This window comes from Sphingobium cupriresistens LL01 (assembly GCF_001046645.1).
Classification (GTDB): Bacteria; Pseudomonadota; Alphaproteobacteria; order Sphingomonadales; family Sphingomonadaceae; genus Sphingobium; species Sphingobium cupriresistens.
Genome location: NZ_KQ130434.1, coordinates 2,422,591 through 2,448,313 on the forward strand (window position 1 = coordinate 2,422,591; position 25,723 = coordinate 2,448,313).

Below are 25,723 nucleotides of genomic sequence, written 5' to 3' on the forward strand. Positions count from 1 at the left end.
GCGCTAGAGGATCAGGCCTTGGTCTTTTCTTCGGTCGCGCTCGGCGCATCCTGCTCAGGCACGCGATGGCCCTCCAGGCGCGTAGCGGGCTTGGCCGGCGTCACATCGTCGTCGCTATCGTCAGCCATGCCCTTCTTGAAGCTCTTGATGCCCTTGGCCACATCGCCCATCAGGCCGGAAATACGACCGCCGCCAAACAGCAGCATGACGACCAGGAGCACGATGACCCAGTGCATCAGCGAAAAGGAACCCATTTTTTATACTCCTAGCAGAAGGCCTATCTAGGCGTCTTCCTCGTCATTTTCCACAACGGATTGACCGCCCAGACCCTCCAGCGCCAAATCAACCGGGTCGAGCAGGCCTGCGGCGCGCAGATCGTCCATGCCCGGAAGGTCGCGCCGGCTGCTAAGCCCGAAATGTGACAGAAAATCTACGGTCGTCGCATAGATGAGCGGGCGGCCCGGCACTTCGCGCCGGCCGGCGGGGCGCACCCAGCCCGCCTCCATCAACACGTCGAGCGTGCCCTTGGCCACCTGAACCCCGCGGATCGCCTCGATCTCCGCGCGGCTGACCGGCTCATGATAGGCGATGATCGCCAGCGTCTCCATCGCCGCGCGCGACAATTTGCGCGGTTCGTCCTTCTCGCGGCGCAGGATGTGGGCCAGGTCAGGCGCAGTCTGGAAATGCCAGCGCCCGCCCCGTTCGACCAGATTGACCCCGCGCCCGGCATAATGATCGGCCAGCGCGCCCAGCGCAGCGGCAAGATTACCGCCCTCCCCGACATGCAGCTTTATTTCCGCCGGCGTCAGCGGCGTTTCCGCCACGAACAGGACGACCTCCACCGCGCGCAGGAAGTCGTCAGGTTCCACGCTCATGCCACGGCCTCCTGATTCGGCGTCGCGGCGCGCAGGTAGAGCGGCGCAAAAATACCGTCCTGCTGCATTTCCAACCGCCCTTGCCGCGCCAGTTCCAACGCCGCGACGAAGCTGCTGGCCAGCGCCGACTTCGCCCTGGGCGCGTCGAGACCGGGCGGCAGGAAGGATTCGAGCCGGGTCCAGTCGAGCGCAGCGCCCACCAGCGATCCAACCCGATGGATCGCTTCGTCCAAGGTCATCACCGGGCGCGCTGCGATGATATGGACCGCGGGCTGGGTGCGGGCGCGAATCTGGCCATAGGACTGAATCAGGTCATAGAGACTGGCGCGCCATAGCGCCTTCTTGACCAGCCGCAGCCCTTCGGGCTTGCGCCGGGTGAAGACGTCGCGGCCGACCCGGTCGCGCGCCATCAGCCGGGCGGCCGCGTCGCGCATGGCGTGGAGTCGCTGGAGCCGCAATTGCAGCCGCAGCGCCAGGTCTTCGGGGCTGGGATCGGCCTGTTCCTGCCGCGGCAGCAGCAGCGAGGATTTGAGATAGGCGAGCCAGGCGGCCATCACCAGATAGTCCGCCGCCAGCTCCAGCCGCAATTCCCTCGCGCCGTCGATGAAATCCAGATATTGTTCGGTCAGCGCCAGGATGGAAATTTCGCGCAGGTCCACCTTCTGCGTCCGCGCCAGGCTGAGCAGCAGGTCGAGCGGCCCCTCCCAGGCGTCGAAGCTGACGGTGAGCGTTTCCGGGCTGGGGATGGCGGGCGCGATGAAGAGGTCGTCCACGCTCAGGCCGCCACCAACCCCAGCAGCATATCGCGCGTCGCCAGCAGTTCCGCGATCGGCGGCTGGTCCTTTCCGCGCGTCACCGACGCCATCGCCCGGTCGAGTCGCGCGCGCGCCTTGTCCGTAATCGCCGGCAGCAGGTCCGCGATCCCGACCATATCGTCCATCCGGCCCCAGCAGTTGAGCGCCAGGTCGCATCCCGCCGCGACCACGCCGGCCGCAAGGTCGGGGATGCCGCCCTTGAGCGCTTTCATGTCCAAATCGTCCGACATCAGCAGCCCGTTGAAGCCGATCCGCTGCCGGATGATCTCCCCGATGATCGTCGGCGACAGGCTGGCGGGGTGTTGCGCATCCCATTCGGTATAGACGACATGGGCGGTCATCCCGATCGGCGCCTGGTTGAGCGTGCGGAACGGCGCCAGGTCGGTTTCCAGCGCGTTGAGATTGGCGGTCACCACCGGCAGGGCGAGATGGCTGTCGACCATCGCCCGGCCATGCCCCGGCATATGCTTGACGATGCCGACCACGCCGCCTTCGGCCAGCCCCTCCAGCGTGGCGCGGCCCAGCGCGGCGACGCGCATCGGGTCGGCGCCCAGCGTGCGGTCGCCCATGATGTCGCTCGCGCCGTCCTGCCGCACGTCGAGCAGCGGCAGCGCGTCGACGGTGATGCCGACTTCCGCCAGGGTCAGGGCGATGGCGCGGGCATTGGCGCGCGCGGCGGCAATGGCGCTGGACGGGGCGAGGTCATAGAGCCGGTCGAATTGCGCACCCGCCGGGAAGCTGGGCCACACCGGCGCCTGCATCCGGGCCACCCGGCCACCTTCTTGGTCGATCATGATGAGCAGGTCGTCTCGCCCATGCAGGCTGCGCAGATCGTCGGTCAGCGCACGCACCTGCCCCCGGTCCGCGATGTTGCGTTTGAACAGAATGTAACCGGCGGGCTGCGCCTCTGCGAAGAAGGCGCGCTCGTCGCCGGTCAATGTTTCGCCGGACAGGCCGAATATGACGGGTTTCATATGGCCGATGGTAGCGACGCGGAAGGACATTGTCGAAGGAGAAGAGCAGAGCGCCCTTCCCCTCCCCTCAGTTGACGACCAGGCAGCTTTCGCCCGCGACCTTGAGCTTGCCGCAGATCATGTTCGCCTGGCCACCGGCGCTGGCGCGCAGGCGATAGACGGTGCCGCCGCCGACCTGCGCCGGTTCGACTGTCATGGCGAGCGGGGCCAGATAGGCGAAGCGCTTGGACAGTTTGGTCCAGGCATCCTTGGCTCCCGATGCGCTGCCATAGGCGCCGAGCTGGATCATCGCGCCACCGGCGGCGGCCTTGGGCGCTTGCGACGGTTGGACGCCGGTTTCGTCGGTGACGCGCGCGGTCACGCTGGCGGCCGGCTTGTTCGGCGCGGCGGGCGCGGGCGCGGCAGGTGCAGGCGCGGTCTTGGCGATCGGCGCTTCGGGGACGCGGCTGGGATCAATGCGGCCGTCGCGCAGCACGCCTTCGCTGGCGGCGAAGCTGGCATCGCCTTCACCGTCGAACTTCTTGGCGTCGGCTTCGTTGGCGGCGATCTTGTAATCCTGCGTCGGCGCGGCGATCAGCTGCCCCTCGCCCGCAGCGTCGCCGCCATTGCGGTGCTGCATCCACCACACGCCCGCAACCACCGCGCCGATCAGCGCGAGGCCAAGCAGGATCAGGCCCAGCAGCCGCAGCGGCGAGATCGGCTCGTCACCGTCATCGTCGATCGCCGGCTCCAGCCAGGGCAGACGATCTTCATCGTCCAGATCCAGTCGCCCACGCGCATAATCGCTCATTTCCAGCGCCTCACTGCATTTCCGTCAACGCGGTCACACCCATGATGGCGAGGCCGTTGCGGATAATCTGCCCTATTCCTTGGCTCAGGAAAAGCCGCGTGGCGGTGAGCGCCGGATCGTCGGCCAGAATGACGCGCGCGCGCGGATCGTCATTGCCCATATTCCACCAGCCGTGGAAGGATGATGCCAAATCATTGAGATAGAAGGCAATTCTATGCGGTTCACGCGCCAAAGCAGACCCTTCCACCACCCGCGGGAACTGCGCTGCGAGCTTGACGATCGCCAATTCCGCCGTCCCAAGTAGGGACAGGTCGGGCGCGGGCAGCACAATCCCCGCCTCCTCCGCCCGCCGACCGAGCGAGGCGATCCGCGCATGGGCATATTGGACGTAGAAGACCGGATTGTCCTTCGACGCTTCCACCACCTTGGCAAAGTCGAAGTCCATCTGGGCATCGGCCTTGCGCGTCAGCATGGTGAAGCGGACGACATCCTTGCCCACTTCGCCCACCACATCGGCCAGCGTCACGAAATTGCCCGCGCGCTTTGACATCTTCACCGGCTCGCCGTCGCGCAGCAGGCGGACCATCTGGATCAGCTTGACGTCGAACCGCGCCTTGCCCTCGGTCAGCGCGGCGACGGCGGCCTGGATGCGCTTCACGGTCCCAGCATGGTCCGCGCCCCAGATGTCGATCAACTGGTCGGCGGACTGCGCCTTCTGGTAATGATAGGCCATGTCGGCGCCGAAATAGGTCCATGCGCCCGTAGACTTCTTGATCGGGCGATCCTGATCGTCGCCGAACTTTGTCGAGCGGAACAGCGGCAGCTCGACCGGCTCCCAATCGTCGGGCAATTCGCCCTTGGGCGCTTCCAGCACGCCGTCATAGACCAGGTCATGCGCGCGCAGCCAGGCTTCAGCCTCGTCCGGCTTGCCCGCCGCCTGCAATTCCGCTTCCGACGAGAAAATGTCATGATGGATGCCCAGCAGCGCAAGGTCTGCACGGATCAGGTCCATCATCTGCGCCACGGCAAAAGCGCGGAAAGTGAGCAGCCAGTCGGCTTCGGGCGCGCCCACGAACGCATCGCCATATTCGGCGGCGAGCGCCTGCCCCACCGGCGCCAGATAATCGCCGGGGTAGAGGCCGTCAGGAATGGTCACATCCTCGCCCAGCGCCTCGCGATAGCGGATATGGGCGGAGCGAGCGAGGACGTCCACCTGACCGCCTGCATCGTTGATATAATATTCGCGGATCACCTTATGCCCGGCATATTCCAGCAGCGTGGCGAGCGCGTCGCCCACCACCGCGCCACGGCAATGGCCCATGTGCATCGGCCCGGTCGGGTTGGCGGACACATATTCGACATTGACGGTGACGCCCTGCCCCAGGTCGGACCGGCCATAATCATCGGCGTCGGCATGAATCGCGGCCAGTTCCGCGCGCCAGGTCGGATCGGTCAGCGCCAGGTTGATGAAACCGGGACCGGCGATCGTCGCGCGCTCGACCTCGTCCAGCGCCTGCAGCTTGGTTATGATCGCATCGGCCAGCGCGCGCGGATTGGTGCCGGCAGGCTTGGCCAGCACCATCGCGGCGTTGGTGGCGAGGTCGCCATGCGACGGGTCGCGCGGCGGCTCGACCGTCACCGGCTTTCGGTTGAGGCCGGCAGGCAGGACGCCATCGGCCTCCAGCGCGTCGAGCACGGCGTCGAGATGGGCGGTGAAACGGGTGTAAAGGGACATTGAATATGGTCCTATCATCGCCCGTTCGTCCTGAGTAGCCATTGAGCGAAGTCGAAAGGGCATATCGAAGGACTGCATTGCACCCATGCTTCGATACGGGGCTTCGACAAGCTCAGCCCCTACTCAGCACGAACGGCTAAATTTGTAGTTCAGACTGGCTCTTAACGGGTCGCGTTATATCGGAGCTGATCCTGGGTCAGGTTGAAACCCACGAGCAACTCGAAGCTGGTTCGCTGCAACGCCGCCTTGACGTCGGGCTGGGCGAAGGGATCGATCGCGGCGTCGGCGTCGCCCGGCTTGCGCTTCTGCGTGATCTTGGCCTGGATCTCGGCGGGCAGCGTCGCGGCCGACTTGTTCACATAGGAACCGGCCTTGTTCTGCGCGCTGGCGCGATAATCGCCCGCCGCAAAGTTCAGCGTCACCTGGCCGACGCGCTTGGCGACGACGTTGGTGCCCGCCTGCACCACGGCGGAGAAATAGGGCAAGGTGACCTGCCGCGCGGCGCTGGCGTCGCTGCGGCGCGCGTTCACAGTGAAGGTCGCCTCGGTATAGAATTGATCGCCGTCCGCGCAGGTCGAGCGCAGGTTGGTGATGTTCGCCACCACGTCGATCGCCGCCGCGTCGGTGCGGCCGGGAGCGGAAAAGAGCGTGATGTCGCCGGTCTGCGCCGGGATCGCCGCTGTCGGGCAGGCCGAACGCACCGCGACGATGCCGCCGGTGGCGTCGATCTCGCCCCGGCGCGAACAGCCCGCCAGAGCGAGGGCCAGCATGGCGGTCACGGCGATATGAGACACTTTCACAGGCAGATATTCCTTCACATGGCGCAACGGGCCAGAAGCTTTGCGCTTCCTTATCCATCCACCGCCCGCCACGCAACTGCAAGGACGCGGCTTTCGGGTGCGCGTCTTCGTCCGGTTCGCTCTTTCTTCCGGCCGCACATTCGCCTAAGCGGCAGGGCATGACGCACGCGCCCTTCGCCCGCCCGCCGATGAAGCTCCTGATCGCCGCGCCGCGCGGCTTTTGCGCCGGGGTCGACCGCGCGATCATCATCGTCGAAAAGGCGATCGAGGCCTATGGCGCGCCGGTCTATGTCCGCCACGAAATCGTCCACAACAAATATGTCGTCGACGGACTGAAGGCCAAGGGCGCGATCTTCGTCGAAAGCCTGGACCAGGTGCCCGATGGCGTGCCGGTCGTCTTTTCCGCCCATGGCGTGCCCAAGGCGGTGCCGGCCAAGGCGGAGCAGCGCGGCCTGGACTATCTCGACGCTACCTGCCCGCTGGTCAGCAAGGTCCATCGCCAGGCGGAGCGGCAGGTGGAGGCCGGACGCCACATCCTGTTCATCGGGCATAAGGGCCATCCCGAAGTGATCGGCACCTTCGGCCAGGTGCCGGACGGCGCGATGACCCTGGTCGAGACGGTCGAAGATGCGGAGGCTTTCGCCGCCGCCGACCCCGACAATCTGGCTTTCCTGACCCAGACGACGCTGTCGGTGGACGATACCGCCGCGATCGTCGCCACGCTGGAACGCCGCTTCCCCACCATCGCCGCACCCAAGGGCGAGGATATCTGCTATGCCACGTCCAATCGCCAGACCGCGGTAAAGGCGATCGCCGCCCGCTGCCAGGCGCTCTACGTCATCGGCGCGCCCAACAGCTCCAACTCGCTGCGGCTGGTGGAAGTGGCGGAGCGCGAAGGCACGCCCGCCCGTCTGATTCAGCGCGCCAGTGAAATCGACTTCGACTGGCTGGACGGCGTGACGACGCTGGGCCTGACCGCGGGTGCCTCCGCGCCGGAGATATTAGTGCGCGAAGTGGTCGATCGGCTGGCGGAACGCTTCTCCGTCGAGGAAGAGCAGGTGGAAACCGCGCGCGAGACGATCGCCTTCAAGCTGCCCCGTGGACTGGAGGCCGCCTGAACCATGGCCGTCTATACCCATGTTCCCGCCGAAGAGATCGACGCCTTCCTCACCCGCTACGACGCCGGCCGGCTGGTATCGGCCAAGGGGATCGCCGAGGGGGTTGAGAACAGCAATTACCTGCTGGAAACCACCGGCGCGGACGGTGCGGGGCATCGTTATATCCTGACGCTCTATGAAAAGCGGGTGGATGAGGCGGACCTGCCCTTTTTCATGGACTTGCTCGATCATCTGGGCGCGCGCGGATGCCTGGTGCCGCGCTTCATCGCCGATCGCGAGGGCAGGCGGCTTCAGCAATTGTCAGGTCGCCCCGCCTGCCTGATCGAATTTCTGACCGGCATTTCCGTCACTGAGCCGACCCCCGGACAAGCCCGCGCCGCTGGCGCGGCGCTGGGCGAATTGCACCGCGCGGCGCAGGGCTTTGCGGGTGAACGCCGCAATGCGCTCGACATCGCTGGCTGGCATGACCTGGCGGCGAAATGCGGCGATGATTTCGACCAGATCGCGCCGGGCCTGGCCGCGCGCGTGAGCGAAGAACTGGCGTTTCTCGATGCCCACTGGCTCACCGACCTGCCCCGCTCGGTCATCCATGCCGACCTTTTCCCCGACAATGTGCTGATGTTGGACGAAGCGGTGACGGGCCTGATCGACTTTTATTTCAGTTGCACCGACATCCGCGCCTATGACCTGGCCGTCACCCACAGCGCCTGGTGCTTCAGCAATGACGGCGCGACCTGGTATGGCGCGCGCGGCGCGGCGATCGGTGCGGGTTATATGGAGGCCCATGGGCTGAGCGAGGCAGAACACGCCGCCTTCCCGATCCTCTGCCGCGGCGCGGCTTTGCGCTTCCTGCTGACCCGCGCCTATGACTGGATCAACACCCCGGCCGACGCGCTGGTAACGCGCAAAGACCCGCTCGCCTATCTGCGCCGGCTGGATTTTTACGCGAAGGCCGACCCGGCGGCGTTGCTGGGACAATAAGCACAAGCCGTTCGGGCTGAGCCTGTCGAAGCCTTTTCTTCCCTTGAAGAAAGGAAAGCCCTTCGACAGGCTCAGGGCGAACGGGATTATAGGTTTTCCGATTAAATGACCGACCTCCCCACCGTAGACATTTTCACCGACGGCGCTTGCAAGGGCAATCCCGGCCCCGGCGGTTGGGGCGCGGTGCTGCGCTTTGGCGATACGGAAAAGGAAATTTCCGGCGGCGAGGCGCAGACGACCAACAACCGCATGGAGATGATGGCGGCGGTAGAGGCGCTCAACATGCTGAAAAAGCCGTGCAAGGTGACCATTTATACCGACAGCAAATATGTGCTGGACGGCATCACCAAATGGATTTTCGGCTGGCAGAAGCGCGGCTGGCGCACCGCGGACAACAAGCCGGTCAAGAATGTCGAAATCTGGCAATTGCTGGTGAAGGCGATCGCCCCCCATCAGGTGACCTGGCAATGGGTCAAGGGCCATGCCGGCCACCCGGAAAACGAGCGCGCCGATGCGCTCGCCTGCGCCGCGGCGGAGAGCTTTCGACGGTGACAGGCCTACCGTTCGTATCGAGCGCAGTCGAGACATAGAAAAGGCCGCGTGTTCCCGCGAAGGCGAGAACCCATGGCGCTTTTCACTTACCCCCGCAAAATCGCCTCGATCAGCGTCACGTCCGCCGGCTTGTCGGCATCGATGCACGCTTCCGGGCTGTCCATTGCCACCAGCCGCGCGGTCAGGCCGAATTTCCGCCCGATCCGCCCCATGCCGCCGCGCAGCGTCATCACCCGCAACAGAGCGCCCAGCAGGGCGAAAGGCCCGAAGGCGGCCAATATCTTCCACCCCTTTTTGCGGTCCTGCTCCACCTCCTGCCACAGCGCGATCACCGGACGCGCCTTGTTGCTGCCGAACCAGAAAATGTTCGCGCCCGACCACCAGCCATCGCGGAATTTGAGCCAGGTCCGCCGCGAATCGGGATAGCGCGCCAGCAATGTCGCCCGTTCCACCATGGCGACGGCGATGTCCGCGCCGCTCGCTTCCGCCACGAACTGGTCGAGCATCGTCCGGTCGAGCAGCACATGGTCCGCCGTGGTCAGCAGGATCGGAAACGGCAGGTCGCCCCGCTCCAGCAACGCCAGCAGCGACGAGGCGATCCCCTGCCCGCCCGTCTCGAACCGGACGTGCGGATGGTCGGCCAGCCAGGCGGTAGCCGGATCGGCGGCGAAGACGTCGGGCCGCTGCGTCAGCACGATGACCTGCCCGATCGCGGGATGGTCGAGCAGCGCGCGGGCGGGACGGTTGATCATCGGTTCGCCCCCGACCGGAACCAGCGGCTTGACCGGCACCCCGGCGGCGGTGGCCAGCGGATCGGCGATGGGGCGTGCGCCCGCGAGCAGGATGGCGGTGATGGAACCAGTCATCGCCGCGCCCTAGAACATTCTCAAGTCGGCTGGAACAGACGACGACTCGCAGAATGCGGAAAAACAGGAAAAGCGGAGCGGGCGGCGTGCGAAAAGCCGCTTATTTGCCCGCCGCCGCCGGAGCCGCCGCGGCCTTTTGCGCGAACGCCTCGTGGATTCCCACGCGCAGCCCCTGATATTGCGCCAGCCGCGCCCGAAACGCCGCCAGTTCCGCCCCCGCCAGTTGCGCGGTGGTGGTGAATTTCACCGACAGCGGATTGACCGTCGCGCCGTTGCGATACAATTCATAATGGAGATGCGGCCCGGTCGACAGGCCGGTCGATCCGACATAGCCGATCACCTGGCCGCGTCGCACCCGCTGGCCCGGCGCCGCGGCGATGCGGCTCATATGCGCATAGCCGGTGGCGAGGCCGCCGCCATGCTGGATGCGGACATAATTGCCATGGCCGCCATGCCGCCCGGCAAAGGCGACCACGCCGTCGGTGACGGCATAGATGGGGGAGCCGTAGCGGGCCGCGAAGTCGATGCCCGCGTGCATCCGCGTATAGCCCAGGATCGGATGGCGGCGCTGGCCATAGCCCGACGACATGCGCCCGGCGACCGGGGCGGACAGCACGCCGCGCCGTTCGCCGACGCCCGACGCCTCGAACCATTCGGTCCGCCCGTCCCTGGTCCATTTGAGCATGTCGACTGACTTGCCGCGCGCACGCTTCAGCCCGGCATAGAGCAGGTCGCCTACCTCCACGTCGCCCGTCTCCGCGCGGCGATATTCCGTGACGATGTCGTAACGGTCGCCCGCGCCGATGCCGCCCAGATCGACCTGCCCCGCGATCACGCGCAGGAAGGCCTGCACCGCCTTGGGCGGCGCGCCGGACGCGCGGGCGGAGCGATAAATGCTGTCGCCGACCACCCCCTGGATGCGCAGCGGCGTATTGTCGACGCGGATGGGCACGCGCTTGACCGACAGCACGCCGCCCGCCCGCGTCAGTTCCAGCGCCAGGTCGAGCCGTGCGCGAAACGCCAGCTTGTCGAGCGGCCGGGGCCGGTCGCGGCTGGCGCGGCGGCCCAAGATGATGTCGAGCCGGGTGCCAGGCTTCAACCCGCCACTCATATCGCCGCCGACCATGGACATGATCGTCGCGACGTCACCGCTGCTGACCCCGGCGCGCGACAGCGCGCGGGGCAGCGTGTCGCTACTGCCGATCTGCGCGCTCAGTTCGATCTGCGGGCGTTCGGGGGTTTCGCGCAGCGGCTGCACCGCATCGGTCGCGCCCATATGCCGGCCGCTGTCCGCGCCCAGTGCGAGCGGCGTCATCATCTGGCTGCGCACTTCGTCATAATGCGCGTCGCTCAGAGGCGCGCCGGACAGGCCGGGAATCGGCTGGAAACTGGGCGAAAGATAAAGGGCGGTGGCGCACAGGCCGAAACAGGTAAAGAGACCGCGGAACCAAGTGCGGCTGCCAACCCGCTCGGCGAGGTCCGGGACCAGTTCGACTTCATCGGCCCATTCGCGCAGGCGTGCCCGCCAATCCTTGGGCGCCGCCATGGGCGCGCGCCCAAGCGCATCGGCCATCCATAGCGACATGGATGCGCCGCCCTGCTGCGACCCGAACTGGCTTTCCTGAAACAAACCCGCGACCCCAAAGGCATCTTTATCATTGCTGCGCCGGCAACGTCCCCCGCGCCATGCGTGAGCGGGACTGTTGTGAACGCACAGGGTTAAAGTCAATTTAATGGCCACATACGCTGCCCAACACGGCGACGGAGCGTGCGCAGATCACGCTTATCCGCTTTCGTTTTGACGACTACTGGAAATTACAGCGGTGTTGCGCGGAAAATGGGGGAGCTTATAGATTGGCGTTATGGATATTATCGAATCAGACGGAACAGACAGCATTTTCATGACTCGGCCAAAGCCGGCACGGGCAGGATTGAATAATCAGAAAATGTGTTTGTTTGGCTTACTCTGCCTTTGCGAAGCAAAAGGGAGGCGGCGCGATCGTTCCGTCAAAAATTATTGATTTCAGCGCCAAGAAATCTGAATTGGTTGAACATTCCTGGGTAGACATTGCCGAAGTATTTGACATTGGCAAAGTTAAATCTTGGATGCAGAGTGAAAATCTTTCTCGGCCAAGTTCTCCCGGTCGCATCATGGTACCGTGGAAACAATGTTTTGATTATGGCTGTGAAGCTATAGCCGATCCAGATAATGTAGAGTTTTTCGGGCGTTTTCTAGGCGCTTTACGCGCTTCACCGCCGCTCCGCGATCTAGCGTCGAATATATCAAAATATCTTGGAAATAACACCGCCGCAGTACAACTTAGAGTAGAAGAAGATTGGCAACATCATGCGCGCAAATTGTTGGAAAAGAAACCAGGTGGAACATTTTTGCTTACACCATATGATATTTTGATTAAGGTAGCGAACACTTCTGAATTAAAGGGATACAAGCGTTGGCTCGTTTTTTGTGACCAGAAAGCCATGCCTTGGACCACTGAAGAAATAAAAGATGAAGCGCGTGACAGATTGGGAATCGACTTGATATTTAAGTCCGACCTTATGGATAAGTTTCAATTCCCTGAAAGCAGTATTAAAAATGCCAATCTCGACTTTGAAATTGGAATATTAACTCCAGCTTATGTTGGGCTGCATCAGTCCAGCTTTAGCAATATGCTATACAGGACAGCAAAATTATTATTGGAATCAGAGCCGGCGCATTATTTGTATAGCGTTCCTGGCCCATTTGCTAAAAAGCGAGCCGCTATGTGAAATTACCGGCGCCACATGAGCAAAATGGGCGAAGCTGGCGGCGCGCACGCGCGGGCTTCGGTTTTCGTGCAATCAATGGCACGATCTCGCTTGGCGCTTTGTGCGAAATATTGGATGACTGCTTCGCTTGGCTTTCCGTCCGCCTCCAAAACGGCAACCCTCCTCAAAGTCGCCTGCAGCAATCCTTTTGGTATTGCGGGAATCGGTGGACCTTGCACACGCCTCCCTTTTCCATGCGATGGCGATGCGTTGCCCTTTGTCGACTGAAAACCAACCTTTCGGGGCTTTTCATCAGGAAAGGTCACTATGATGGATGCGCCCTTGGCATCGAACTGCGCAAAACGCACGACATCGCTCCTCATGGCATTGGCTCTACTGGAAACCTTGTTGGGGTTATCACTTTTCGCTATCATCCTACTGGTCCATCGACCCGACGAAAAGCTCGCCAAACTCAGTGAGTTATGACCATCAGCCGTGTATTTAGAATAGGCGATCTTTGGTGTGCCAGCCTGATCAAGCGACAAACCCACTTTCGTGACCAATCCGCCATTCGCGCCGACATGATCGACCGTTTCAGCGGTTTTTGGATCGAGGATATGGCCAATTCGACGCCCTCCTGCGCCATACCAATTTTTAAAATCTCTGGTTGAAGCATAGCTTACAAGAAAATTCGTCGCCGGGTCGGACTTCCGACGCCATACAATTGCTAAATGGAACGTCCCATCATCGCCGCGCACGAAGTCAGTAGGATACGCAGAAAGTGGCCCTTCCTGATCGTGATCGGCCAAAAATGCCGAAGCATTCACCCTGCTCCATTTCGTTCCATGAAGGACGTTGATTATCCATTTGCCGTCACCGCTCCCGCCCGATCTATAAATAAAGATCAGACGCCCTGAATTGTCATGGTCGAAACGCGGGTAAGTAGTTCTATTTTCCTCTGTGCCGACCATTTTTTGCAGTACAAAACTATCCACGCTATTGGGGGATGTCGCACGAGCGTAGATTAGCGGAGATACATGCATATTGCCGGCGATATGCAATCTGTCTTGAGCATCAAATGCCATAGCAATGCCGTTATGACTATCCCAGCCCGCGAAAACAGATCAGATTCGACCTACACAAAGCCGCTTCGTTTTGGGATCATATTTCGCAACACTCAACCGTCGATCAGCATCGTAAAAGCCGAAATAGATATTCCCTTTATGCTTAATCGCAGGATAGGTAACATTAACGCCAGACCAGGCGTCACCAAGCCGCACCATATTCCAGCCCGCTACGGAACTGTCAGATTTCGCCTCTGCACAACGTACAGGCTGCGCATTTGCTGAAACCACATGCGACAACGGCAAAACCATCGCCAAAAGACCAAACCCTGCTTCACTGCGCATTTTCATAAAGGCATTTCCACTTCGCATCTGCGATAGAAACCTCCGACGGTCCGCAAAGTTCATGCTGTCAGCCTTTTCGTGTCGCCTTCGCTTCCAAAGAGCAAATCAAATGCCGGGTTGCGAATAAACTCCGCTTACCCGACATAGGGTGGACCATGGCCCAGTTCGCCCGTTCCCCCATCACCGCCGTCCTGGGTCCCACCAATACCGGCAAGACCCATCTCGCAGTCGAGCGGATGTGCGGCCATTCGAGCGGCATGATGGGCTTTCCGCTGCGGCTGCTGGCGCGCGAAGTCTATGACCGCGTCGTCGCGATCAAGGGGCCGGAGCAGGTCGCGCTCATCACCGGCGAGGAAAAGATCGTGCCGCCCCAGGCGCGCTATTTTCTCTGTACGGCCGAATCGATGCCAATCGACATAGGCCTGCAGGCCGGAGGCGCCCCTAACGGTCTTAAGGATTACGCCTTCGTCGCGCTGGACGAGGCGCAGCTAGGCGCCGACCCGGAACGCGGCCATATTTTCACCGACCGGCTGCTGCGGGCGCGGGGCCGGGAGGAAACGATGATCCTGGGGTCCGCCAGCATCGCCCGTGTCGTCAAGTCGCTGGTCCCCGATATCGACATCATCGGCCGCCCGCGCTTTTCCACCCTTTCCTATGCCGGCGCGAAGAAGCTCTCCCGACTGCCCAAACGCTCTGCCATCGTCGCCTTCTCCGCCGAAGAGGTCTATGCCGTCGCCGAGATGCTGCGGCGCTTTCGCGGCGGCGCGGCGGTGGTGATGGGCGCGCTGTCCCCCCGCACCCGCAACGCGCAGGTGCAGATGTTCCTCAATGGCGACGTCGACTATCTGGTCGCCACCGATGCGATCGGCATGGGCCTCAACCTCGACGTCGCGCATGTCGCCTTCGCTTCGCTGCGCAAGTTCGATGGCCATCGCACCCGCCGCCTGACCGTCAGCGAAATGGCGCAGATCGCCGGGCGTGCGGGCCGCCACCACAAGGACGGCACCTTCGGCAGCTTAGGAGGGGAGGAAGGCGATGCCGCCTTCACGCCCGAAGAGATTGAAGCGATCGAAGCGCATCGTTTCCCGCCGATCGAGCAGCTTTTCTGGCGCGATGGCACGCCGCGCACCGACCGGCTCGACCTGCTGATCGCCGATCTGGAGGAGCGCCCCGACCGCCCCGAACTGCGCGCCGCGCCGCAAGCGGTGGACCTGGCCGTGCTCAAGCGGCTGGCCGAAGATCCGCTAGTGATCGAGCGGGTGCGGACCAAACACCAGGTCGAACGGCTTTGGGCCGCCAGCAGCCTGCCCGATTTCCAGAAACTGGGCGCGGACCATCACGCCCGCGTCGTCAACCGCATCTGGCGCTTCCTGTCGGAAGAAAGCCTTGGTTCGGGAGGGGGTTACATCCCCCGCGACTGGTTCGCACAGAATCTGGCGCGACTCGATTCGGTGCAGGGCGATATCGACACGCTGTCGGGCCGGATCGCGGCGGCGCGCACCTGGTCCTATATCGCCCATCGCCCCGACTGGCTGGAATATCCCGCCGAGATGGCGGAGCGCACCCGCGCGCTGGAGGAGAAGCTGTCCGATGCGCTGCACGCCGCGCTGACGCAGCGTTTCGTGGACCGGCGCACCTCGGTCCTGCTGCGCGATATCGGGCAGAACGCCAGCAACCTGCCGGTCGTCGTGGACCCGGACGGGAGCGTCTGTGTCGATGGCGAGACGATCGGAAAACTTGACGGCTTCCGATTCTCGGTCGATCCCGCTACGCGACATCAGGATCGAAAGATGTTGCTGGCGGCCGCGGAACGGCGCCTTGGAAAGGTATTGCGAGTGAAGGCAGACGAACTGATGGGCGCGGCGGATACGGATTTCGCGCTCATGGACGAAGCAGGACAGGCCCCACGCATCGCCTGGGGCGAAACGCCGGTGGCGACGCTGCTGGCGGGGCCAAGCCTGCTCGCGCCAGAAATTCGGCTGGATCGCGCGATTCTTGACCTGGATCAGGATGTGCAGAAGCAGGTCGCCACGCGCCTGGCCGCCTGGTTCGATGCGCAGAAGCAGAAGCATCTCCTGCCGCTGGTCAAGATGAACGACTGTGCGCTCGACCCCGAAGTGCCCGCCGTGGTCCGCGCCGTGTTCGCGCAACTGGGCGATGCGGGCGGCGTTATCGCGCGCATCGACCTCGATTCGGCGCTCGGCCATCTCGACAAGGACCAGCGCCACCTTCTGCGCAAGGCGGGCATCGATATCGGCGTGCTCGACATCTATCATCCCGGCCTGTTGAAGCCGGGCGCGGCGCGCTGGCGCTCTGCGCTGATGGCCGTGCGAATCGGCAAGCCCTGCCTGCCGCTGCCCGGCCCCGGCCTCACCCTGATCCCGGCAGGCGAGAAATTCGAACAGATGGGCGCGCGCATCGCCGGCTTCCGCGGCTTTGGTGAGCAGATGCTGCGCATCGACATGGCCGAACGCATGGCCCGCACCGCCCATGAAGCCATCGCCAGGAACGAGGCCTTCACCCATGTCAGCCCGCAGATCGTGTCGCTGGGCCTGTCCGAACCCTCCTTCCTGCAATTGATGCGCCTTGCGGGGTTCCGCCCTGTGGAGGCCCCTGCCCCAGCGCCCGTCGCGGTCACGGAGGGCGTCGAAGCGGTCGAAGGGGCAGAGCCGACCAAGGGGGCAGAGGGCGCAGAAGCCCCTGTCGTCAACGCCGCGAACTGGGTGTTCAAAGGCCGGCAAAAGCCACGGCCCGAACGGGGACAGCAAGCGCGCGGACCGCGCCGCGCCGACAAGCAGGGCGATGGCCAGCCGAGTGAGGGCAAGCGCGGCGGTGGCAAGCCCGCTGGCGGAAAGTCCGGTGGCGCCAAGTCCGGCGGAGAGCGCCAGCAGCGCGACCGCGCGGGCGCCCCGGCGCATCGCAGCAGCCCGGCCCCGGTCAACAACGCCTTTGCGGGGCTCGCCGACCTGCTCGGCCGCAATGACTAACCCGGTGACCGGCATCGGCCATGGGCCGAGCCTGCGCATCGACAAATATCTGTGGTTCGTCCGGCTGTGCTCCAGCCGGTCGAACGCGCAAAAGCTGGCCGAAACCGGCCATATCCGCCTCAACGGCCGCCGCATCGAGCGCGCCCACGCGCCGGTGCGCACGGGCGACCTCATCACCTTCCCCCATGGCGACGCGGTGCGCGTGGTGCGCGTGATCCAGCTTCCCACGCGCCGCGGCCCCGCGCCCGAAGCGCAGGGCTGCTACGAGGAACTGACGATCGGCGCGTGAGCGCGCATCATAGGGGCAGCCTCAGCCGCTCGGTCAAACCGGTCCTAAACATCGGGCAACAATATCCTCATTGACCTTCGGCCTGCCTAAGCATAGCAGGACGGCGTTTTCCAAGCCAAGAGTGCCCTGACAATGACCTATGTCGTGACCGACAACTGCATCCGCTGCAAATTCATGGATTGCGTCGAGGTCTGCCCTGTCGATTGTTTCTACGAGGGCGAGAATATGCTGGTCATCAACCCCAGCGAATGCATCGACTGCGGCGTGTGCGAGCCGGAATGTCCGGCCGAGGCGATCCTGCCCGATACTGAGAACGGCCTCGAAAAATGGCTGGAACTGAACACCAAATTCTCAGCCGAATGGCCCAATATCACGGTCAAGGGCGATGCCCCCGCCGATGCCGAAGAGATGAACGGCGTAGAAGGCAAGCTGGAGAAATTCTTCTCGGCCGAGCCCGGCGCGGGCAACTGATCCGCGCGGCCCGCGTCGTCCATCCAGCGTCCCGTTTTGCGCCACGCTCCCGGCCATTATGTCCGGGGGTGGTAATTTTGTTACGAATCTGCTAAATAGCGCTCCAACGGCCGGACATCCCCCTGCCCGGCCCTGGAGAATACGCTTCATGTCATGACGGTGGCGCCGTGGACCTCCCGGCATATGTCTCTTGCACATCTGCCCCGCGACGGCCCGTTCCCCGGTTGAATTGGAAAGGTATCAAATGGCTGCCAAGGCGCTGTCCTTTGACGTTGGTGATTATGTCGTTTACCCCAAGCACGGCGTTGGCCGTGTGATCGAACTGCAGAAGGAGCAGATCGCGGGCATGGAATTGGAGCTGTACGTGCTCCGTTTCGAAAAAGAGCGCATGACGCTGCGCGTGCCTACCAATAAAGCCGAAGGCGTCGGTATGCGCAAACTGTCCTCCAACAAGACGCTGGAGGAATCGATGGAAACCCTCAAGGGCAAGCCCAAGGTCAAGCGGACCATGTGGTCGCGCCGCGCGCAGGAATATGAAGCGAAGATCAATTCGGGCGACCTGGTGTCGATCGCCGAAGTGACGCGCGACCTGTTCCGGGCCGACGACCAGCCCGAACAGAGCTATTCCGAACGTCAGATCTTTGAAGCGGCGTCCAGCCGCCTCGCCCGCGAACTCGCCGCGATGGAAGAGACGGACGAGCCGACCGCTCTGAAGAAGATCCTGCGCATCCTGAACGAAGCCGCGCCCAAATATGCCAAGGTCGAAGGCTGATCGGCCCACGCCGTCAGGCTGAGACAGAAAAGGGGCGTTCCGATGATCGGAACGCCCCTTTTTCATGCCGACATTATGCCGGGTCGGACCGCGATCACTCGCTCTTGGCGGCGCCGGCGGCATCCTTGGCCGCGTCGCCGACATCGCTGGCGGCCTGGCCGACTTGCGTGGCGGCGCTCGACACGGCGTTGTCCTTGCTCGTCTGGCTACTGACCAGGAAAAAGGCCGCCACCGCCACCACAACCACCAGCAGCAGGACCGCGAACATCGTGCCGCCGCTGCTGCGCTTTTCGATCACGGTCGTCGTCGTGACCGGACGCTCCTGATAATCGCTCATGTCTCTTTCTCCTCGTCATACCCTGCGCGATCAATGCGCAGATGCATGACAAGGTTCCGGGTCAGAAACGACCGACTTACTCCAAGAGCGGGACGAAGGCGCCCTTGGCGCGGTCCTTGACCACCTTGTCGGCGCGAAACACCGACCCGCTCATGGTGATATAAACGCCCGGCTGCGCCACCTGAGCCGTGGCGAACGCCATGCCGAGGTTGAAGCTGGCGTCGCTCTCGCCAAAGCGCGCGGGCGCGAGCGCGCCGACCAGCACGATGGTCTTGCCGTCGATCCCGGCAAGCTGCCTGGCCGTGTCGGTCATGGTGTCGGTGCCATGGGTGATGACGATGTGCTTTTCCGCCGCCGCGGCGACGCGGGCGTAGATCAGCGCGCGATCGCTGTCGTCCAGTTCCAGACTGTCCTTGCGCGTCACTTCCTCGATACGGAAGGGGCGCTTGACGCGCGCGACGTCCAACAGCTTCGCCATCACGGTTTCGCCGACCTGATAGTCGGACAGGGCGTCGAAATAGATTTTGTCGATTGTCCCGCCGGTGGTGAGAAGCAGGATCGGGGTATCGGGGGACAACATGGCGGACTCCGGGGTCGGTAAGCGCGCGCCTTAGCGCAAAAGCCTTCCCCTCGAAACCGCCCTTATGCGCCGCGCGCCATCGCTTCGCCGCGGTCGCGGGCGGCGGCCAGCGTATCGATCAGCAACGTCAGCAGCCGGTCATCGGCGTCGAGGGCGTTCAGTCCCTCGCGCGTCATGCCGCCGGGGCTGGCGACGCGGTCGGCCAGCACGCCCGGACCATCATTGGCGCGGGCGGCCATATTGGCCGATCCCTGCACCGTCGCCAGCGCCATGCGCGCGGCCTGATCGGCGGGAATGCCGATCGCCTCGCCCGCCTGCGCCAGCGCGTCGACGAAGCGGAAGAGGAAGGCGGGGCCGCAGCCCGACAGCGCCGTCACCTGATTGAACAGCGCTTCATCGGCGATCCATTCGACCAGGCCCAGCGGTTCGATCAAAGCGGCGACGTCCATCTTGGCCTGCGCCGAGGTCACATCGTCGGTGAACAGCGCCGTCACCCCCTCGCCCAGCCCGACGGGCAGGTTGGGCATGGCGCGCACGATGTCGCGGGCGACTGGGAAACGGGCGCGCAGATCGGCGAGCGTCGTGCCGGCGAGGATCGAGACGATGCGCGTGTCGGCGACGCATAGCGGCGCCAGCGCAACGGCGACATCGGCGATCTGATAGGGCTTCATGCCCAGCAGGACGGTGGTCCCTGCGGGGAGCGCAGCTGGATAGTCGGTCATAACCGCCACACCATCGGTCACCGGCCTGCCGCTGGGGCGCAAGACCGTCACGCGCTCACGGTCGAGGCCGCAGTCGAGCCAGCGGGACAGCATCTGCCCCGCCATATTGCCGCAGCCGACCAGGAAGAGATGATCGGGGAAAGGATGATCGACACCGGTCTGCGTCATCGGATCAGGCCTCGCCGCGGGTTTCGATCAGGCTGGCGGAGATCGCCTCCGACGGCGACTTGCCGCCCCAGAGCACGAACTGGAACACCGGATAGAAGCGCTCGCATTCGTCGATCGCGGTTTCGACCAGCAACTGCGCCTGGTCGAGCGTCAAGGTGCCGCCCGCGCCGAGCAGCGCGCCATGGCGGAACAGGATGATGCCGCTCGACGACCACAGCTCGAAATGGCCCAGCCACAGCTGTTCATTGATGAGGCCCAGCGTCTCGTAGATGGTGCCGCGCTTCTCCTCGGTCACGCGGATGTCGGGCAGCGCCAGCAACTGGAGCACCTGATCCTCGTCACGCCAGATGCCGCGCAGCTCATATTGCGCCCACGATCCTTGGGTGTTCGCGACGATCTCATCTTCGCCGACCTGCTCGAACGTCCAGCCATGCGCTTCGAAATAGGCCGCCAGCATATCGATCGGCGCGGCTTCCCCGCCGCCATGTTCAAATTCGTCGCTATCCATCATCGGCGCGCCTTATCACCGCCTACCGTGAAAGGACAGACACAAGGGTAGGGCAGGATCAGTCCGCGTCCTTGGGCTTCGGCTTGGCCGCCTTGACGGTCTTGGTGACGGGTTCGCCGGCCTTGCCTTCCAGCGCGTCGAGCCGGGCCTTGAGCAGTTCGACTTCCTCGCGCGCGGCGGCGGCCATCGCCTTGACCGCGTCAAATTCCTCGCGCGACACGAATTCCATGCCGCCGATCCATTCCTTCGCCCGCTCGCGCGCGTTGGTTTCGAATTCGCGGCCCATGCCCGCCACGGTGCCAGCGGCGCCGTTCACCAGCTTGGCGAGATCGTCGAAAAAGCGGTTTTCGCTCTGCATTGCCTTTATCCTCTGTGCGGCGCGCGATCGGCGCGCCCATAAATCATATCTGGGTTCTGAGCGCCGGGGCGACAAGGGTCGCCGCATCGGGGTTCAGGCGGCCGATCTCATAGTTGAGGAAGGCGGCGAAGGCCAGCCACGCCAGATAGGGCAGCAGCAGCACGCCGGCGAGCCGCCTGATCCGCCAGAAAAGCGCAGTGGTAGCGGCGACAGTCACGAAAATGATGAGGATCAGCGCCAGCGCGCTGCCCACCTGATGCGCGCGAAAGAAAAGCGGCGACCAGCAGAGATTAAGCAGCAATTGGACCAGGAACAGGGCGATCGCCGCACCCCGCCCCGTCGCTCCGCGGGCGTGCAGCACGATCGCGAAGGCCAGCGCCATCATCACGTAGAGGATTGTCCAGGCCACCCCGAACGCCCAGCCCGGCGGCATCAAGGCGGGCTTTTCCAGCGCATCGAACCAGCGATTGCCATAGCCGCTATTGGCGAGGCGGCCCGACAGGAAACCCAGAAAGACGATCGCCGGCACCGTGACCAGCGCCCAGCGCAGATAGGCAAGACGCAACTGACCGGGGGACGCAATCTCGTTCATCGGCAACGCAGCTCCAGAAAAGCCAGTCATTCGGCGGGATCGGGCGAATCCTTGAGCGCCGAATCCAGCTTGCGGCCAACGGTTTGCGGAGAAACTGTCCGCTTGGCAACGCGGGAATAGAAGATCGGGATCAGGAATAAAGTGATGAGGGTCGCGAGGCTGACGCCGAACACGACGACCGTCCCGATCGAGTGGCGCGCCGCCGCCCCCGCGCCGCCGCGAATGACCAGCGGCGCCGCGCCGATCACGGTCGCGATGGATGTCATCAGGATCGGGCGCAGGCGGCGCTTGGCGGCTTCGCGAATGGCGTCCGCGACCTCCATCCCCTCGTCGCGCAACTGGTTGGCGAACTCTACGATCAGGATGCCGTTCTTGGCCGCCAGCCCCACCAGCATGACGATGCCGATCTGGCTGTAGAGGTTGATCGAACCGCCGGTGATCGCCAGCCCCAGCGCGCCGCCCGCCACCGCCAGCGGCACCGTGGCGATGATGACGCCGGGATGGATGAAGCTTTCGAACTGGGCGGCGAGCAGCAGATAGACGATCAGGATTGTGAGGCCGAAGACCAGCCAGATCGATCCGCCGGTTTCGCGCAACGACTGGCTTTCGCCACGATAGCCGATGGCCAGCACTTCGGGCGACTGGCGGGCCTGATCCTCCAGAAAGGCAAGGCCCTGCCCCAGCGAAGTGCCCGGCGCCAGCGCGGCGGTCAGGGTGATGGCGCGCAGCTTGTTGTAACGGTTGAGCTGGCGCGGTCCGGCGACTTCGCGCACTGTGACCAGCGCAGATAACGGCACCAGAGCGCCGGTGCGGGAGCGGACGTTGATGCGATCGAGGTCGGCCACGGTCTGACGGCCTTCCTCCTCGGCCTGCACCAGCACGCGATATTCTTCGCCCCGGTCGACATAGGTGCCGACGCGGCGGGAACCGAGCAGGCTTTGCAGCGCCTGGCTGACATCGTTGACCGACACGCCCAGATCGCCTGCCCGCGCCAGGTTCGTCTCGATCCGCATCTGCGGCTTGGTTTCCTTATAGTCGCTGTCGAGGTTGATCAGCCCCGGATAGTCGGCGGCGGCGGCCATGATCCGGTCGCGCGCGGCGACCAGCCCTTCGTAAGTGGAGCCGGCCAGCACGATATTGACCGGCAGTCCGCGCCCGCGCCCCAGCCCCGATCGCGGCGCGGCATTGCCGCGCACGCCGGGCTGGTCGGCGATCACCTTGTTGACCATGGTTGCGACTTGCGCGGTTGTGATGGTCCGATCTTCCCATGGCCGCAGGAAGGCGATGACGTTACCGCCATTGAAATCGTCGGTCGCGCCAAAGCCGGACGGGGTGCGGATCACCAGATTCTGGAGCGTCCCGTCCTTGCGCAGGAAAGCGAGATCATCCTCGATCTTCTTCATATAAGCCATCATCCGGTCGAAACCCGTGCCTTCGGGCGCGCTGATCTGCGCTTCGACCACGCCGGTATCCTCGGCCGGGGCCAGTTCGCTCGGCAGGCCGGCAAAGAAGAAGCCCGCAGCGCCCAGGAACAGCAATACGCCCAGCAGCGGCAGCAGCGGCTTGCCCAGCGCGCCATCCAGCCAGCGGGCATAGCCATTTTCCAGTCGCTGGAACCGATCGTCGATCCAACGCGCGAAACGACCGCGCTCCGCATTTTTCAGCAGTTTGGAACAGAGCATTGGCGCGAGGCTGAGCGAAATGAAGCCGGAAAAGGCGATCGCGGCGATCATCGCAATGGCGAGTTCGCGGAACAGCAGTCCGGTCTGGCCGGCGAGGAACATGACGGGTACGAAGACGGCGCATACGACCAGCGTGGTCGAGATGATCGCAAAGCCGACCTGCCGCGTGCCGAGATAGGCGGCGACCAGCGGGTCTTCCCCCTGTTCGATCCGGTGATAGACATTTTCCAGCACGACGATCGCATCATCGACCACCAGGCCGATCGCCAGGACAAAGGCGAGCAGAGTGAGCAGATTGATCGACAGGCCCAGCAACCACATGACCGCGCAGGTCGCGAGCAGGCAGATCGGCACGGTGACCGCGGGCACGATCGTCGCGCGCACCGACCCCAAGAACAGGAAGATGACGAGGATGACCAGCAGCGCCGCCTCTATCAGCGTGTCATAGACATTCTCGATCGCCCGTTCGATGAACAGCGATTCGTCGGTGCCGATCGCGATGCGCATCCCCTGCGGCAGGGTCGGCTCCAGCTCTTTTATCAGCGCTTTGGCCTTTTGCGCGACGTCCAGCGTGTTCGCGCCCGATTGGCGGATGATACCGATGCCGATCGCCGTCCCCTGATTGGAACGGAAGCTGCTATAGGGATTTTCCGCGCCTTCCTCGATCCGGGCGACATCGCCCAGCTTGACCTGATAACCGTCCGTGCCGCGGCCGACGACAAGCTGCGCGAACTGATCGGGCGTGGCGAAGGGCCGTTCGACGCGCAGGGTCTGGTTCTGGTCCTGCGATTCGAAGCGCCCGGCGGGCAGTTCGACATTCTGGCTGCGCAGCGCGGTTTCGACATCGGCCGGGGTCAGGCCGAAGGCGGCCAGCTTTTCGGCGTTGAACCAGATACGGGTGGAGGGCCGCGCTTCGCCGCTGATATTGGCGCGGGCGACGCCATCGATCGCGGCGAAACGATCGACCACGTTGCGATCGAGATAGTCGCTGATCTGGATCGACGACCAGCCGGGGCGGGAAAAGGACAGGAACAGGATGGCGCGGGCATCGGAATCCACCTTGCGGATTTCGGGCGGCAGCGCGTCCTCCGGCAAATCCTCCACCACCGACCCCACACGGTCGCGCACATCATTGGCGGCACTGTCGATATCGCGCGACGGATCAAATTCGATGTTGATGTCGGACGTGCCGTCCTGCGACGTGGAGGTGATGGTCTGGATGCCCTGCACCCCCGCCACGCCATCCTCTATCAATTGGGTGATGCGGGTTTCCACCACGGACGCAGCCGCGCCGGTATAGGTGGTTTCGACCGACACGATCGGCGGGTCGGTATCGGGATATTCGCGCACCGACAGGCTCATATAGCCGACGACGCCGATGATGCACAGCAGGACCGCGACGACCGCGGCGAAGACCGGGCGGCGAACCGAAAGATCGGATAGCTGCATCAGCCGGCCGCCTTGCCGGAACCGTCCCTGGGCTTTGTATCAGCCTTATCGCCCGGCAGTCGCACCGTCACCCCGTCGGTCAGCTTGACCACCCCTTCGGTCACGACCTTCCGCCCTGCCTTGAGGCCGCCCAATATCTCGACCCGGCCATCCTGGCGGATGCCGGTTTCGACCTTGACCCGCTTCGCCGTGCGATCCTGGATAACGAAGACGAAGCGATCGTCGCCGTCGCCGACCAGCGCCAGTTCGGGCACGGACAAGGACTGCCGCTGGCGCGCGATCACGCTGACGGTCAGCAACATGCCGGGTTTCAGCGCCTTGTCGGGATTGGGCAGGATCGCCCGCACCCGCACCGCGCGGGTGGCGGGGTCGATCACAGGATCGATGGTGGCGATCGCGCCGTTGAACGGTCGATCGGGCCAGGCGGCGGACACCGCCTTGATCGTCATCCCTTCGCGGATCATCGCCAGCCGGGTTTCGGGAATGGTGAAGTCCAGCTTGATGCGGCTGATGTCGCTGACGGTGGCGATCGCGGTGCCGGCCGTCACGATCGCGCCGGGCGATACGGTGCGCAGACTGACCCAGCCGGAAAAGGGGGCGCGGATCACCCGGTCGCCGATCGAGGCGCGGGCCAGTTGCGCATTGGCGCGGGCCGCGTTGGCGAGCGCGACCTGCTGCTCCAGCGTCGCGCCGGTGGCGAAGCCCCGGCTCTTGAGCGCCTGGATGCGCTGGAGTTGCTGGGTCGCCTGCAACGCGGTCGCTTCGGCGGAGGCGAGTTCGGCCTGTTCCTGCCCCACCGCCAGCCGGGCGATCACCTGCCCCTTGGCGACATAGCCGCCATCGGAGAAGTTGAGCGCCTCGATCCGTTCGGTCACTGGCGCGGACAGCACCACTTGTTCATTGGCGAGTGCCGTGCCGACCGCTTCCAGATTGTCGGTGAAGGCGGCGAGCGTAATGGGTTGCACCTCCACCAGCGGGACGGCGCGAGGCTTCTTTTCCTGTTCTCCTCCGCAGGCGACGAGGGACAGGGCAAGCAGAAGGACGGGGACAATGGGACGCATGATGACGGGGTGAAGAGCCTTTGCTGGCGGCACAATTGGACTTGGGCCGCACCTTATGACGGTAGGATTGGGAACGAACATACG

The 25,723-nt window shown here is 64.0% G+C and carries 26 protein-coding genes and 1 pseudogene; 8 read left to right on the forward strand and 19 right to left on the reverse strand.

Annotated elements, in window-relative coordinates; genetic code table 11:
• Positions 1-11: 11 nt before the first annotated feature.
• The 7 genes from V473_RS11690 to V473_RS11720 all read right to left on the reverse strand — a co-directional run bounded on the left by V473_RS11690 (position 12) and on the right by V473_RS11720 (position 5,959).
• On the reverse strand, positions 12-254 hold the full coding sequence (locus V473_RS11690) for a twin-arginine translocase TatA/TatE family subunit (RefSeq protein ID WP_066604147.1): 243 nt from the start codon (positions 252-254) through the stop codon (positions 12-14).
• A gap of 27 nt (positions 255-281) precedes the next feature.
• Positions 282-875 carry an SMC-Scp complex subunit ScpB gene (gene scpB / locus V473_RS11695; RefSeq protein WP_066604149.1) on the reverse strand — a complete coding sequence of 198 codons (594 nt, stop codon included), beginning with the start codon at positions 873-875 and terminating at the stop codon, positions 282-284.
• Entirely contained in the window at positions 872-1,648 is a 777-nt protein-coding gene (locus V473_RS11700) for a segregation and condensation protein A (RefSeq protein WP_066604150.1), read from the reverse strand. The genes scpB and V473_RS11700 overlap by 4 nt, the downstream gene beginning before the upstream one ends.
• A gap of 2 nt (positions 1,649-1,650) precedes the next feature.
• A complete protein-coding gene (gene nagZ / locus V473_RS11705; RefSeq protein WP_066605597.1) occupies positions 1,651-2,664 on the reverse strand; it encodes a beta-N-acetylhexosaminidase in 1,014 nt (337 codons plus the stop codon).
• A 67-nt stretch (positions 2,665-2,731) separates the two neighbouring features.
• Positions 2,732-3,454 carry an SPOR domain-containing protein gene (locus V473_RS11710; RefSeq protein ID WP_066604152.1) on the reverse strand — a complete coding sequence of 241 codons (723 nt, stop codon included), beginning with the start codon at positions 3,452-3,454 and terminating at the stop codon, positions 2,732-2,734.
• A 10-nt stretch (positions 3,455-3,464) separates the two neighbouring features.
• On the reverse strand, positions 3,465-5,189 hold the full coding sequence (gene argS, locus V473_RS11715; RefSeq protein ID WP_066604154.1) for an arginine--tRNA ligase: 1,725 nt from the start codon (positions 5,187-5,189) through the stop codon (positions 3,465-3,467).
• Between the two features lie 161 nt (positions 5,190-5,350).
• Positions 5,351-5,959, reverse strand: a complete 609-nt coding sequence (locus V473_RS11720) for a hypothetical protein (protein ID WP_066605600.1) — start codon at positions 5,957-5,959, stop codon at positions 5,351-5,353.
• A 188-nt stretch (positions 5,960-6,147) separates the two neighbouring features.
• On the opposite strand from V473_RS11720, the gene ispH reads away from it, so the two are divergent.
• The 3 genes from ispH to rnhA all read left to right on the forward strand — a co-directional run bounded on the left by ispH (position 6,148) and on the right by rnhA (position 8,640).
• On the forward strand, positions 6,148-7,107 hold the full coding sequence (ispH, locus tag V473_RS11725; RefSeq protein WP_066604156.1) for a 4-hydroxy-3-methylbut-2-enyl diphosphate reductase: 960 nt from the start codon (positions 6,148-6,150) through the stop codon (positions 7,105-7,107).
• A gap of 3 nt (positions 7,108-7,110) precedes the next feature.
• Positions 7,111-8,088, forward strand: coding sequence for a homoserine kinase (gene thrB, locus V473_RS11730; RefSeq protein WP_066604158.1), 978 nt, complete (start codon positions 7,111-7,113; stop codon positions 8,086-8,088).
• Positions 8,089-8,193: 105 nt separating this feature from the next.
• The gene (gene rnhA / locus V473_RS11735) at positions 8,194-8,640 is read left to right on the forward strand and encodes a ribonuclease HI (protein WP_066604160.1); all 447 of its coding nucleotides are present in this window, start codon (positions 8,194-8,196) and stop codon (positions 8,638-8,640) included.
• Between the two features lie 86 nt (positions 8,641-8,726).
• Here the strand turns inward: rnhA and V473_RS11740 are convergent, their stop codons facing one another.
• Together V473_RS11740 and V473_RS11745 are read right to left on the reverse strand one after the other, a co-directional pair.
• The gene (locus tag V473_RS11740; RefSeq protein WP_066604161.1) at positions 8,727-9,506 is read right to left on the reverse strand and encodes a nucleotidyltransferase family protein; all 780 of its coding nucleotides are present in this window, start codon (positions 9,504-9,506) and stop codon (positions 8,727-8,729) included.
• A gap of 100 nt (positions 9,507-9,606) precedes the next feature.
• Positions 9,607-11,136 carry a M23 family metallopeptidase gene (locus tag V473_RS11745; protein WP_066604165.1) on the reverse strand — a complete coding sequence of 510 codons (1,530 nt, stop codon included), beginning with the start codon at positions 11,134-11,136 and terminating at the stop codon, positions 9,607-9,609.
• A gap of 326 nt (positions 11,137-11,462) precedes the next feature.
• On the opposite strand from V473_RS11745, the gene V473_RS23575 reads away from it, so the two are divergent.
• On the forward strand, positions 11,463-12,275 hold the full coding sequence (locus V473_RS23575; RefSeq protein ID WP_148648367.1) for an O-fucosyltransferase family protein: 813 nt from the start codon (positions 11,463-11,465) through the stop codon (positions 12,273-12,275).
• A gap of 2 nt (positions 12,276-12,277) precedes the next feature.
• Here V473_RS23575 and V473_RS22950 read toward each other — a convergent pair.
• Positions 12,278-13,348: pseudogene (locus tag V473_RS22950) on the reverse strand (BNR-4 repeat-containing protein); the annotation flags it as partial.
• 30 nt (positions 13,349-13,378) lie between these two features.
• The gene (locus V473_RS23580) at positions 13,379-13,726 is read right to left on the reverse strand and encodes a hypothetical protein (protein ID WP_148648368.1); all 348 of its coding nucleotides are present in this window, start codon (positions 13,724-13,726) and stop codon (positions 13,379-13,381) included.
• Positions 13,727-13,818: 92 nt separating this feature from the next.
• On the opposite strand from V473_RS23580, the gene V473_RS11750 reads away from it, so the two are divergent.
• The 4 genes from V473_RS11750 (at position 13,819) to V473_RS11765 (ending at position 18,182) form a co-directional block, all read left to right on the forward strand.
• Positions 13,819-16,650: a helicase-related protein gene (locus tag V473_RS11750; RefSeq protein ID WP_066604168.1), complete on the forward strand. Its 2,832-nt coding sequence runs from the start codon at positions 13,819-13,821 to the stop codon at positions 16,648-16,650.
• Positions 16,643-16,939: an RNA-binding S4 domain-containing protein gene (locus V473_RS11755; RefSeq protein WP_066604172.1), complete on the forward strand. Its 297-nt coding sequence runs from the start codon at positions 16,643-16,645 to the stop codon at positions 16,937-16,939. Before V473_RS11750 ends, V473_RS11755 begins: the two co-directional genes overlap by 8 nt.
• A 132-nt stretch (positions 16,940-17,071) precedes the next feature.
• Entirely contained in the window at positions 17,072-17,410 is a 339-nt protein-coding gene (gene fdxA, locus V473_RS11760; RefSeq protein WP_066604179.1) for a ferredoxin FdxA, read from the forward strand.
• A gap of 244 nt (positions 17,411-17,654) precedes the next feature.
• Entirely contained in the window at positions 17,655-18,182 is a 528-nt protein-coding gene (locus tag V473_RS11765) for a CarD family transcriptional regulator (RefSeq protein ID WP_007709832.1), read from the forward strand.
• A 94-nt stretch (positions 18,183-18,276) separates the two neighbouring features.
• Here the strand turns inward: V473_RS11765 and V473_RS11770 are convergent, their stop codons facing one another.
• The 8 genes from V473_RS11770 to V473_RS11805 form a co-directional block, all read right to left on the reverse strand.
• The gene (locus tag V473_RS11770) at positions 18,277-18,519 is read right to left on the reverse strand and encodes a hypothetical protein (protein ID WP_066604184.1); all 243 of its coding nucleotides are present in this window, start codon (positions 18,517-18,519) and stop codon (positions 18,277-18,279) included.
• A gap of 76 nt (positions 18,520-18,595) precedes the next feature.
• Positions 18,596-19,099, reverse strand: a complete 504-nt coding sequence (locus V473_RS11775) for an asparaginase domain-containing protein (RefSeq protein WP_066604186.1) — start codon at positions 19,097-19,099, stop codon at positions 18,596-18,598.
• Positions 19,100-19,161: 62 nt separating this feature from the next.
• Positions 19,162-19,989, reverse strand: coding sequence for a pyrroline-5-carboxylate reductase family protein (locus tag V473_RS11780; protein ID WP_066604189.1), 828 nt, complete (start codon positions 19,987-19,989; stop codon positions 19,162-19,164).
• A gap of 4 nt (positions 19,990-19,993) precedes the next feature.
• On the reverse strand, positions 19,994-20,500 hold the full coding sequence (locus V473_RS11785; RefSeq protein ID WP_066604191.1) for a type III secretion system chaperone family protein: 507 nt from the start codon (positions 20,498-20,500) through the stop codon (positions 19,994-19,996).
• Positions 20,501-20,555: 55 nt separating this feature from the next.
• On the reverse strand, positions 20,556-20,855 hold the full coding sequence (locus V473_RS11790) for an accessory factor UbiK family protein (protein WP_066604193.1): 300 nt from the start codon (positions 20,853-20,855) through the stop codon (positions 20,556-20,558).
• 43 nt (positions 20,856-20,898) lie between these two features.
• The gene (locus V473_RS11795; protein ID WP_066604195.1) at positions 20,899-21,447 is read right to left on the reverse strand and encodes a TspO/MBR family protein; all 549 of its coding nucleotides are present in this window, start codon (positions 21,445-21,447) and stop codon (positions 20,899-20,901) included.
• 26 nt (positions 21,448-21,473) lie between these two features.
• Positions 21,474-24,578 carry an efflux RND transporter permease subunit gene (locus V473_RS11800; RefSeq protein WP_066604196.1) on the reverse strand — a complete coding sequence of 1,035 codons (3,105 nt, stop codon included), beginning with the start codon at positions 24,576-24,578 and terminating at the stop codon, positions 21,474-21,476.
• Positions 24,578-25,639 (reverse strand): efflux RND transporter periplasmic adaptor subunit, encoded by a 1,062-nt coding sequence (locus V473_RS11805; RefSeq protein WP_066604198.1) that lies wholly within the window; start codon positions 25,637-25,639, stop codon positions 24,578-24,580. Before V473_RS11805 ends, V473_RS11800 begins: the two co-directional genes overlap by 1 nt.
• Positions 25,640-25,723: the final 84 nt, after the last annotated feature.